General features: G+C 71.5%; 10 protein-coding genes. 9 read left to right on the top strand and 1 reads right to left on the bottom strand.

The genetic code is table 11. From position 1 onward, the window contains the following. Positions 1-342: hypothetical protein (locus VF139_19265; GenBank protein HEX6853545.1), on the bottom strand; the 342-nt coding region annotated here is incomplete at its 3' end. Between the two features lie 192 nt (positions 343-534). On the opposite strand from VF139_19265, the gene VF139_19260 reads away from it, so the two are divergent. From VF139_19260 to VF139_19220, 9 genes are all read left to right on the top strand, one after another. Beyond that, positions 535-1275: a lysophospholipid acyltransferase family protein gene (locus tag VF139_19260; GenBank protein ID HEX6853544.1), complete on the top strand. Its 741-nt coding sequence runs from the start codon at positions 535-537 to the stop codon at positions 1273-1275. Next, positions 1275-2342 (top strand): CDP-alcohol phosphatidyltransferase family protein, encoded by a 1068-nt coding sequence (locus VF139_19255; protein ID HEX6853543.1) that lies wholly within the window; start codon positions 1275-1277, stop codon positions 2340-2342. Before VF139_19260 ends, VF139_19255 begins: the two co-directional genes overlap by 1 nt. A gap of 84 nt (positions 2343-2426) precedes the next feature. After that, complete coding sequence (locus VF139_19250) at positions 2427-4055, top strand: ABC transporter substrate-binding protein (protein HEX6853542.1); 1629 nt, start codon at positions 2427-2429, stop codon at positions 4053-4055. Beyond that, positions 4046-6334 (top strand): ATP-binding protein, encoded by a 2289-nt coding sequence (locus tag VF139_19245; GenBank protein HEX6853541.1) that lies wholly within the window; start codon positions 4046-4048, stop codon positions 6332-6334. Before VF139_19250 ends, VF139_19245 begins: the two co-directional genes overlap by 10 nt. Positions 6335-6388: 54 nt before the next feature. Further along, positions 6389-7738: an acyclic terpene utilization AtuA family protein gene (locus VF139_19240; GenBank protein HEX6853540.1), complete on the top strand. Its 1350-nt coding sequence runs from the start codon at positions 6389-6391 to the stop codon at positions 7736-7738. After that, complete coding sequence (locus VF139_19235; GenBank protein ID HEX6853539.1) at positions 7735-8085, top strand: hypothetical protein; 351 nt, start codon at positions 7735-7737, stop codon at positions 8083-8085. Before VF139_19240 ends, VF139_19235 begins: the two co-directional genes overlap by 4 nt. Further along, positions 8082-8864, top strand: coding sequence for an enoyl-CoA hydratase-related protein (locus VF139_19230; GenBank protein ID HEX6853538.1), 783 nt, complete (start codon positions 8082-8084; stop codon positions 8862-8864). Before VF139_19235 ends, VF139_19230 begins: the two co-directional genes overlap by 4 nt. Positions 8865-8876: 12 nt before the next feature. After that, positions 8877-9860 (top strand): tRNA dihydrouridine synthase DusB, encoded by a 984-nt coding sequence (gene dusB, locus VF139_19225; protein HEX6853537.1) that lies wholly within the window; start codon positions 8877-8879, stop codon positions 9858-9860. Beyond that, positions 9857-10297, top strand: coding sequence for an Rrf2 family transcriptional regulator (locus VF139_19220; protein HEX6853536.1), 441 nt, complete (start codon positions 9857-9859; stop codon positions 10295-10297). Before dusB ends, VF139_19220 begins: the two co-directional genes overlap by 4 nt. The last annotated feature ends 137 nt before the right edge of the window (positions 10298-10434 follow it).

The following is a 10434-nucleotide window of genomic DNA, read 5'->3' as shown; positions in this document are numbered from 1 at the left end:
GATCTTCCCGCCCTTGCGGCTCTCGGAGCGCTGCGGGAGGAGCTTGAAGTTGACCTCGTCGAGGGGCAGGAACCCCTTGAGGTCGGGAGAGATCCTCAGGAACGCCGCCTCCAGCGCGGGGTGGACGTTCTCCACGACCGCGTTGTGGATGTTGCCCTTGATGCTGGTCCGGCTGAGGGTCTCGATTTCGTACTGTTCGAGGACGCCGTCCTCGAGGATCGCCACGCGGGAGTCCTCCACGTGCGTGACGTTCACGAGCATGGTCTTCGCCATCTTGGTTCCGGGGGTCTCCTGGAAGTCGCCTTCCGTCGCCGTCGGCACCTTCCTCTTGGGTCGCGTCACCGGTCTGCATCCGCCACGGCGTCGGGGTCCACCGCTTCGGGGACCGTACCGACGACGTCGTGGCGGGCGCCCCTTCCGTTCGGCTTGGTGCGGGGGGGCCCGGGTCGCTCGGCGCCGGGAGGAGACTACCACAGGGTTGCGCGCGGGAGGGGAGGTCGGGTAATACGGCCCCTCGGCTCCCGGGGGAAATCGGTGTCGGCGCTCGCTCGCTTCCTATGGTCGCTGTACGCGTGGCCGGCGTTCGTCGGGAACAGCGCCCTTCGATACCCCTTGGTGTTCCTGTTCCGCCGCGGGCCCACGGTCGCCGACTCGTTCCAGGTCTGGATGCACGGATGGGCCAGGGTCAACCTCGTCGGCGGGCTCTACCGAACGACCGTCGACGGGGTCGAGGATCGACCCGCCCCCGCCGTCCTCGTTTCCAACCACCAGCACATCTTCGACGTCCAGCTCCTCACCGCCCTGGTGACGCCTCCGCTCCGATTCGTCGCGAGGGAGGAGGTCCTGCGGGTTCCGTTGATAGGATCCGTGCTGCGCAAGGGAGGGCATCTGACCGTGACGCGAGGGGCCTCGGCGGCGGCGAACGAAGAGGCGCTCGGGCGGGCGGTCGCGGCGCTGCGGGGAGGGGCGCGCCTCGCGTTCTTCCCGGAGGGGACCCGATCCCGCGACGGCCGGATCGGCCGCCTGCGATCCGGGGCGTTCCGCGTCGCCGCGGAGGCCGGCGCGCCGGTCCAGCCCGTCGTCCTGGCGGGAACCCGTCATACGATTCCACGCCTTCCCGGCCCGATCGTCCCGTGCCGACTCGCGGCGCGATTCCTCCCTCCCCGTGCGGTCACCGCCGAGCAGGCGCGGTCCGCCTCCTGGCGGGACGAGCTCCGCGACGAGATGGCCGCGGCGCTCGACGCGATCACGCCGGGCACGGGGCCTCGAATCTGATGCGGATCACCGCGAACCAGGTGACCTACGCGCGGCTGCTCATGCTGCCGCTGCCGGTCTGGATGATGTACCGCGGGTACAACGCCGACCCCGAGCTCGCCAATCGCCCGCTGCTCATGGGCTCGCTGGCGATCTTCATCCTGCTCGGCCTCACCGACGCCCTCGACGGCTGGCTCGCACGGAAACACGGCTCGACGCCGATCGGGGCGCTGCTCGATCCGGTCGCCGACAAGATCTTCCTCGTGTGCGCCTTCGTGCCGATGTCCGACCTTCGGATGGTCCCCCCCGCGCTCGTGATGATCGTCTTCTTCCGGGAGCTGGGGGTGACCTTCCTGCGAAGTCTCGCCCTCGAGGAACGCTTCGAGTTCAAGACGAGCGCGGCCGCGAAGCTCAAGACCACGGTCCAGATGGCGGGAGCGGGGTACATCCTGCTCTTCCTGGTCTTCCCCAAGCCGGAGCACATCTACCCGATCCTCGCCGTGTCGGTGGCGGGGTCGCTCGTACCCGCGGCCGTCGCGCTGGCGCGCGGGCGCCGGCCGGGGTGGATGGCGATCTCGGCGGCGGTGTGGTTCACGGCGGTCCTGGTGGCGAGAATCCTGTTCGCGCCGCACGCCGCGGTCGCGGCGGTGATGGTCGCCATCACCGGCCTCACGCTCGTGTCGGGGCTCGAGTACTTCTGGGGGATGCGCGCGGTCCTCGCCCGGCGGTTCGCGGCCGCTCCGATCGACGCGGTGCGTTTCGCGGGGCTCTCCCTCGTCCTCCCGCTCCTGTTCATCCCGGCGCTCGACCGCACGGGGGCCCCGACGATCACGATCCTGGTCCTTCTCGCGGCGGAGGTGGCTGCGGGAGGCCTCGACAACTCGCTGGCGCAGAACGGCCGCGGGCGGGGGTCCCTCCCGGACCTGCTGCGGTGCGCGGTCCAGGCCGCCGCGGGGGTCGCGGTCTTCCTGTTCCTGGAGGGGAACTACCACCCGCTCGCGGCGCGTGCGGCGGCGGGGGTCGCGCTCTGCGTGACGCTCGGGGACTTCCTGATCCGGCTCGCCCGCCACCGCGACATCTTCGATTGATGCCTCCGGCTTGACGCAGCGCCCTCCGGCACCGAAGTTTCCGCGCGGGCGGCAGGACCCGCCGCCGGCGCCGGGGGTGCGAACTTGCGCGGGTTTCGGTTTCGTATCGGGGCGGTCCTGGTCGCGGCGACGGCCCTGACGGGGTGCTCCGACGCACCGGCCGAGTGGAGGGGCCGGGAATCGTCGCCGCCGGCGCGGTCGGGCGGCGTGCTCCGCCTGTTCAGCGAGGCTCCGGACAGCCTCGACCCCACCGACGTCGCGTCGGTCTACGACTCGCTCCCGGTGAACCAGCTCTTCGACGGGCTCGTCGCCATCAACCCGAGCCTCAACGTCGTGCCCGCGCTCGCCGAGACGTGGACGATCTCGCGGGACGGGCTCGTCTACACCTTCCGGCTGCGCGCCGGGGTGACCTTCCACGACGGATCGCCGCTCTCCGCGGAGGACGTCGTCTTCACGTTCCGGCACGCCCTCGATCCGAAGCGCGAGAGGCCGAGCTCCGTCGGGCCGTACCTCGCGTGCCTGCGCGGCGCGGCCGACTTCTCGGCGGGGCGACGGCCCGACCTTCCGGGAGTGGCGGCGCTCGACGATCGCACCGTGCGCATCGAGCTCGCCCAGCCTCGCCCGACGTTCCTCGAGATCCTCGCCGTCGACTACCTGCGCGTGGTGCCCCGGGACGCCTTCACCCGCCTGGGTGCCGAGCGGTTCCGGCGCCAGCCGGTCGGGACCGGCCCGTTCCGCTTCAAGGGCTGGACCGAGACGCGCCTGGAGCTCGAGGCCAACCCGGCGCACTTCAGCGGTGCCCCACGCCTGGCGGGGGTGACGATCGGATTCCCGGCCCCCGGGGAGCGCGACCTGGGAGCGGCGCGTTTCGAGCGCGGCGAGATCGACGCCTTCGAGCCCAACGCCGAGATCCTCGAGAAGCTCTCCCGCCGGAGCGACGTCGCCGTCTTCCGTTTCCACGAGCTGAACCTGTCGTTCCTCGGGCTGGGAACCGGGCACCCGCCGTTCCACGATCCGCTCGTGCGTCAGGCCGTCGCGCACGCGATCGACCGCGAGGGGATCGCGGCGTTGTCCCCGACCGCGCGCCGGCCCGCGCAGGGGATCCTCCCCCCGGGGCTCCCCGCCTACAGCCCGCAGCCGAAGGCGCTTGCCCACGACCCCGCGCGGGCCCGGGCGCTCCTCGCGCAGGCGGGTTACCCGGGGGGGCGCGGCCTTCCGCGCGTGAAGATCTACACGTCGGTCGGCACCGCCCGCTCCCGCGAGACCGATCGGCGGATCGCCGCCGATCTCGAGGCGGCCGGTTTCCGGGTGGACATCCAGGAGATCGGCTGGGCGGAGATGTCCCGACGCACCGAGGACCACGATGCGCAGGCCTTCCTGATCGGATGGGTCGCCGACATCCCCGATCCCGACGCGTTCCTCGCGACCCTGTTCGAGCCGGAGACCTCGTCGAACTACTTCTCCTTCCGCGACGACGCCGTGGCGACGCTGCTGCGCGCCGGCGCGCGGGAGACGCACCCCGTTTCGCGCGCCCGCATCTACCGTGACGTGGAGCGGCGGATCCTCGAGCTCGCCCCGGTCGTTCCCCTCTACCACACGGTCGGCGCGCTGGCCTGCCGGCGCGGGACGCACGGCCTCGAGCCGGGTCCGCTGGGGCTCGCGAGCCTCGATCTCGAGAACGTCTGGATCGAGGAGAACGCCGCATGGCGCTGAAGCTCCGGGGGCGAAGCCTGCAGCGCAGCGTGTCGCTGTCGACCGGCCTGCTCGTCGTCATCCTGATGGTCCTCACGCTGGTCGTGGTCCGCTACCGCGTCGGCGTGAGCCTCAGGCGCAACCTCGAGGCGCGGGGCGAGGCGATCGCGCGCAGCATCGGCGCGGTCGCCACACCCTCGCTCCTCGCCTACAACTACCCCGCGCTGCAGTTCGCGGCGGAGGGCGCGGCGGGGAATCCCGGCGTCGCCTACGTCGTCATCCACGACAAGGAAGGGATGCGCGCGGGTGCCGCCGGCGCGGTTCCCGAGCAGCTGGACGGGGAGCGGGTGCGCCTGCTCCCCGGCTCGAGCGCGGGGCGGGTGAAGGGGTCGGACGGCCGCCCGATCGACGCGCTCGAGGTCGCGGTCCCCGTCGAGGTCGAAGGGGTGACGGAGCCCTGGGGGCTCGTTCGGGTCGGACTCGAGCTCGACGCCGCCGCGGCGGACCTTCGCGTGCTCACCTGGCAGCTGTTCGGCCTCGGGGCGCTGCTGACCCTGCTCGCGGTGGGGATGGGACTGTGGCTGGCGCGGAGGATCGCCGCGCCGCTGCAGCGCCTGGCCCTGGGAACCGAGGCGCTCTCCGCCGGCGAGATGGATCACCGCATTCCCGTGGAGGGGGCGAAGGAGCTCCGCGAGCTCGCGCAGTCCTACAACCGGATGATGGAGCGCCTTCAGGAGAAGGCGAAGGAGTCCCTCGATTTCCAGGCGGCTCTGGAAGTGCTGAACGCGACGCTCGAGCAGCAGGTGCGCGATCGCACGCGGGCGCTCGAGGAGTCGACCGCGCAGTACAAGTCCCTCGTCGACAACTCGCCGGACTCGATCCTGATCGTCCAGGACGGACGCGTGCGCTTCGTGAACGGCGCCTTCGGCGAGACGTTCGGCGTCGAAGCGGGGATGACGCCCGGAAGCGGGTACGATCTGAGCCGGTTCTTCGAGCCCTCGTCCGCCGCGCTGGCGGCCGGCCGCGTCGCGGCGTGGGAGCGCGGCGAGGAGCCGGGCGCGATCGAGGTCCTCGGTCGCGATCGTTCCCAGACGATCCGTCACATGGAGCTGCGCGGCAGCCGGATCGAATACCGCGGCACTCCCGCCGCCGAGTGCCTGCTCGTCGACCGGACCGAGGCCAAGCGCCTCCACGACAAGCTCTCGGAGACCGAGAAGCTGCGCGCGCTCGGCGAGCTGTCCGGCGGCGTGGCGCACGATTTCAACAACCTGCTCGGTGCGGTCCTCGGCCGCGTGCAGCTGCTGCGTCGACGCGGTTTCCCCCGCGACGTGGACTTCGAGCTCGGGATCATCGAGAAGGCGGCCCTCGACGGGCGCGAGACCGTCCGGCGGATCCAGGAGTTCTCTCGGACCCGCCGCGACAAGCGCTTCGAGCCGGTCGACCTCGTCGAGGTCCTGCGGGACGCCCTCGAGATCACCAAGACGCGCTGGCGCAACGACGCGATGAGCCGGAGCGTGACGATCGAGGCCTCCCTCGAGGCGGAGGCGGTGCCCCCGATCCTCGGAAACGCCTCGGAGCTGCGCGAGGTCGTCACGAACCTGATCCTCAACGCCGTCGACGCGATGCCTCACGGAGGCCGCATCCGGCTCAGCTGCCGTCGCCAGGACGACCGGGTCGTGGCGCGCTGCGAGGACACCGGGATCGGGATGACCGAGCAGATCCGGCAGCAGCTGTTCGATCCGTTCTTCACGACCAAGGGAACCCGCGGCGTAGGGCTCGGCCTGAGCGTCGTCTACGGCATCGTGACCCGCCACGAGGGAAAGATCGACGTCGTGACCGCGCCGGGGAAGGGCACGACCTTCGTGCTCGACTTCCCCACCACCCGCGAGGTCCCCAAGCCGATCGGGGGGGACGGAGCGTCGATGCCGCTCATGCTGCGGCAGGGGAAGATCCTCGTGATCGACGACGAGGAGGAGATCGCCGACGTCGTGAAGGACGTCCTGGTCTCCGCCGGGCACGAGGTGGACGTGGCGCTCAGCGGCGCCGACGGCGTCCGCCGGGCCTCGCTCGACGCCTACGACCTCGTCTTCACCGACCTCGGCATGCCGGACATGTCGGGATGGGAGGTCGCCGCCTCGATCGGGCGTGCGAAGCCGGGGCTTCCGGTCGCGCTCGTCACGGGCTGGGGGTCGAGCCTGGACGAGGAGGAGGCCCGCCGGAAGGGGGTCGTCGCGGTGGTCCACAAGCCGTTCGAGATCGACGAGCTCATCCGGACGGCGGCGCGGCTGCTGGGCGTCTAGACGAGGGGTCGCCACCATCTATACTGGCCGCTTCCCGATCGTCCAGGAGGCGGCATGCTGCGCATTGCCAACGGCCAGGGGTTCTGGGGCGACTCCGTCGACGCCCCGGCCCGCCTCGTCGAAGAAGGCCCGCTCGACGTCCTGACCCTCGACTACCTCGCCGAGGTCACGATGTCGATCCTGCAGAAGCTCAAGAGCCGCGATCCGAAGGCGGGGTACGCGACCGACTTCGTCGAGCTGGTCCGTCGCATACTCCCGACCCTCCGCGCGAAGGGGATCCGAGTCGTCGCGAACGCCGGCGGGGTCAACCCCGACGCCTGCCGGGCGGCGCTCCTCGACGCCGCGCGCGCGGCGGGCTCGAAGGGGATGCGCATCGGGACCGTCGTCGGCGACGACATCCTCGACCGGCTCGACGAGCTGCACGACTCCGGCGTTCCCTTCGCGAATCTCGACGACGGGAGGCCGTTCGGGACGATCCGCGGGCAGGTCCTCTCGGCGAACGTCTACATCTCGTCGTTCCCCGCCGCGGAGGCGCTCCGGCGGGGCGCGCAGATCGTGGTCACGGGGCGCATGACCGACCCCGGGCTCGTGGTCGCTCCTCTGCTCGCGGAATACGGCTGGGCCTCCGACGACTGGGACCGGCTGGCGGCGGCGACGATCGCGGGGCACATCCTCGAGTGCGGCGCGCAGTGCACCGGCGGGAACTTCTCGCGGTGGTGGGAGGTCGGGGGCTGGGACCGGATCGGCTACCCGATCGCCGAAGTCGAGGCGGACGGCTCGTTCACCGTCACCAAACACGAGGGGACCGGCGGGCTCGTCACCGTCGACACCGTCTCCGAGCAGCTGCTGTACGAGATGGGGAACCCGAACGGGTACATCACCCCCGACTGCGTCGCGGACTTCACCTCGATCCGGCTCGCCCAGGACGGGCGCGACCGCGTGCGCGTGACCGGGATCCGCGGCAAGCCCGCGACCGACACGTTCAAGGTCTCGATGGCCTACCTCGAGGGGTACAAGGCCGTCGGCCAGCTCACCGTCGCCGGACCCGACGCGCTCGAAAAGGCGAGAGTCTGCGCCGACGCGTTGTGGGGGAGGCTGCGGCGCGCCGGGATGAGCTACGAGCAGACGATCACCGAGTACCTCGGAGCGGGAGAGTGCCACGGCGCCCTCGCGCGGAACGAGAATCCGCCCGAGGTCGTCCTGCGGGTGGGGGTGAAGGACCCCGATCGCCGCAAGGTCGACCGCTTCGGAAAGGAGCTCGCCCCCCTCGTCACCTCCGGTCCTCCGGGGGTCACCGGGTTCGCGGGCGGGCGACCCAAGGCGACCGAGGTCCTCGGCTACTGGCCGACCCTCATTCCCAAGCGGCTCGTCGAGCCGGTGGTGACGGTGGAGGAGGTCGCGTGAGGACGATCCCGCTCTACGCGATGGCGCACGCGCGCTCGGGGGACAAGGGGAACGGCTCGAACGTCGGCGTGATCGCGTACGACGCGAAGGGGTTCGAGATCCTCCGCGCGTGGCTCACGGTCGAGCGCGTGAAGGCGCACTTCGGCGCCATCGTGCGCGGCGGCGTCGAGCGCTACGAGATGCCCAATCTGCTCGCCCTCAACTTCATCCTCCACGATTCGCTCGGCGGGTCGGGCTCGGGAAGCCTCAAGACCGACGCGCAGGGGAAGACGCACGGCATGGCGATGCTGCGGATGCCCGTCGAGGTCCCCGACGATTACGTCCCGCCCGCGGGGGCGTCGCGATGAGCGGCTTGCGCTGCTGCCGCGTCGAGGCGCAGGAGGACGGCCTCCGGATCCTCACCCTCGACCGCGCGCCGGTGAACGCGCTGGGTCGGGATCTCGTCGCGGACCTCGAGGTCGCGATCGCCGGGCTCGCGGCGGACGCCGCCGCGCGCTGCCTGATCGTGCGCTCGGCGGGGAGTCACTTCTGCGCCGGCGCGGACCTGAAGGAGCGCCTGGAGATGTCCCTCGAGGAGGTCCGCGCGTTCGTGCCGCGCCTTGCGGGGATCTGCAACGCGCTCGCCGCGATCCCGTACCCGACGATCGCCGCCGTCCGCGGAACCGCGGCGGGGGGAGGGTGCGAGCTCGCGCTCGCCTGCGACCTGCGCGTGCTCGCCGAGGACGCCCGGATCGGCCTCCGGGAGACCGCCCTCGCGATCCTCCCCGGCGCGGGCGGGACGCAGCGCCTTCCCCGGATCGCGGGGGCCGCCGTCGCCAAGCGCTGGATCTTCACCGGCCACCTCTTCTCCGCGGCGAAGGCGGCGGCCGACCGGGTCGCCGACGCCGTCGTCGCCCCGGACCGCTTGGAGGAGGAGGCGCGCGCGATCGCCGCGTCGATCTGCGCGAACGGTCCCGTCGCGATCCGCCTGGCCAAGCGGGCGATCGACGCGGGGGCGGACCTCCCGATGGACCGGGCGCTGGCCCTCGAGTGGGAGTGTTACCAGGGCGTGCTCGGGACCGAGGATCGCGAGGAGGCGCTCCGCGCCTTCGGCGAGAAGCGGGCCCCCGTCTTCCGAGGACGCTAGAATCGAGCGGTCATGTTGAGGTACGGCCCCCTCGCCTTCGATCCGCCGCTGGTCCTCGCCCCGATGGCGGGGATCACCGACCGGCAGTTCCGGCTCATCCTCCGCCGCCTGGGGGGCGTCGGCCTCGTCACGATGGAGTTCATCTCCTCCGAGGCGCTCGCGCGGGGGAACCCCCGTACGCGCAGGCTGATGCACTACGTCGACGAGGAGCGGCCGATCTCGATCCAGGTCTACGGGTCCGACCCCGGGAGGATGGCGGAGGCGGCTCGCCTGGTCGAGGAGATCGGGGCGGACGCCTGCGACATCAACATGGGTTGCCCGGCGAACAAGATCCTCAAGGGCTGCGCGGGATGTTCGCTGATGGGGGACCTCGATCTGGCGCGGTCGATCGTCCGGGCCGTGCGCGCCGCGGTGTCGATCCCGCTGACGGTGAAGTTCCGCCTGGGCCTGCGCGAGGAACGGAAGAACTTCGTCGAGCTCGGGCGGATCTGCGAGGGGGAGGGGGTGAACGGCGTCGCGCTGCACGCCCGCACCGCCAAGCAGATGTTCTCGGGACGCTCGGACTGGTCGCGGATCGCGGAGCTGAAGGACGCGCTGACGATCCCGGTCGTCGGCAACGGCGACGTCCAGACTCCCGACGACGCCCTCCGGATGTTCCGCGAGACCGGCTGCGACGGGGTGATGATCGGCCGCGCGTCGATGAAGAACCCCTGGATCTTCCGCCAGACCGCCGCGGTCCTGCGCGGGGAGGTTCCCTACGAGCCCACGATCGCGGACCGCCGCGAGATCATCCTCGAGCACTTCCGGATGCTGCGCGAGCAGGAACGCGAGATGCGGGTCGTAATGCACAAGCTGCGCACCTTCACGAGCTGGTATACCCACGGCCTTCCCGCGGGGTCCCGCCTGCGCGGCCTCATCAGCACCCTCGACACCCCCGACGCCTTCCACGAGGCGATCGAGGCGTTCTTCGAGCGCGGCATCGAGGCGGCCGCATGAAGATCTCCAAGCGCGGCCTGTACGGCGTGCGGGCGTTGAGCCACCTGGCGGACCGGTACGGCCCCGGCGTGGTGCAGATCCGCGAGATCGCGAAGGCGGAGGCGATCCCCGCGAAGTTCCTCGAGGGGATCCTGCTGGAGCTCAAACACGCCGGGATGGTGCGCAGCCGACGCGGGATCGAGGGGGGATACCAGCTCGCGCGGCGCCCCGACGAGATCTACCTCGGCGCGGTCGTGCGCGTGCTGGACGGCTCCCTCGCGCCGATGGGAAGCGCCGCGGAGCTCCGCGAGATGCTGCACGCGGAGCCCCGGCACGCCGGGTTCTACTCGATCCTGCTCGACGTGCGCGACGCCGCGGCGAAGATCCTCGACGGAACGACCCTCGCCGACGTCGTCGCGCGCAACCGCGAGTTCCGCGAGGGGCGGAGGGAGCGTTAGCGCATCGCCTTCCGGAGCTCCTCCGCCAGCCGCTTCGCCCCGTAGACCTTCTCGAGCGCCGCGAGGATCGCCCGCGCGTCGACCGCGACCATCCGATTGCGCGCGGGGTCGTAAAGGTACTCTCCGCCGATCGAGTG

It is taken from the genome of Candidatus Polarisedimenticolaceae bacterium (assembly GCA_036376135.1).
In the GTDB taxonomy this organism is placed as follows: Bacteria; Acidobacteriota; Polarisedimenticolia; order Polarisedimenticolales; family DASRJG01; genus DASVAW01.
Note: the sequence above shows the minus strand (reverse complement) of the source record. Positions and strands in the feature narration are given on the sequence as shown.

Excerpts from the sequence above, each read along its gene's own strand:
- VF139_19255 (HEX6853543.1), top strand. The coding sequence starts at position 1,275 with ATGCGGATCACCGCGAACCAGGTGACCTACGCGCGGCTGCTCATGCTG.
- VF139_19245 (HEX6853541.1), top strand. The coding sequence starts at position 4,046 with ATGGCGCTGAAGCTCCGGGGGCGAAGCCTGCAGCGCAGCGTGTCGCTG.
- VF139_19240 (HEX6853540.1), top strand. The coding sequence starts at position 6,389 with ATGCTGCGCATTGCCAACGGCCAGGGGTTCTGGGGCGACTCCGTCGAC.
- VF139_19230 (HEX6853538.1), top strand. The coding sequence starts at position 8,082 with ATGAGCGGCTTGCGCTGCTGCCGCGTCGAGGCGCAGGAGGACGGCCTC.
- dusB (HEX6853537.1), top strand. The coding sequence starts at position 8,877 with ATGTTGAGGTACGGCCCCCTCGCCTTCGATCCGCCGCTGGTCCTCGCC.
- VF139_19220 (HEX6853536.1), top strand. The coding sequence starts at position 9,857 with ATGAAGATCTCCAAGCGCGGCCTGTACGGCGTGCGGGCGTTGAGCCAC.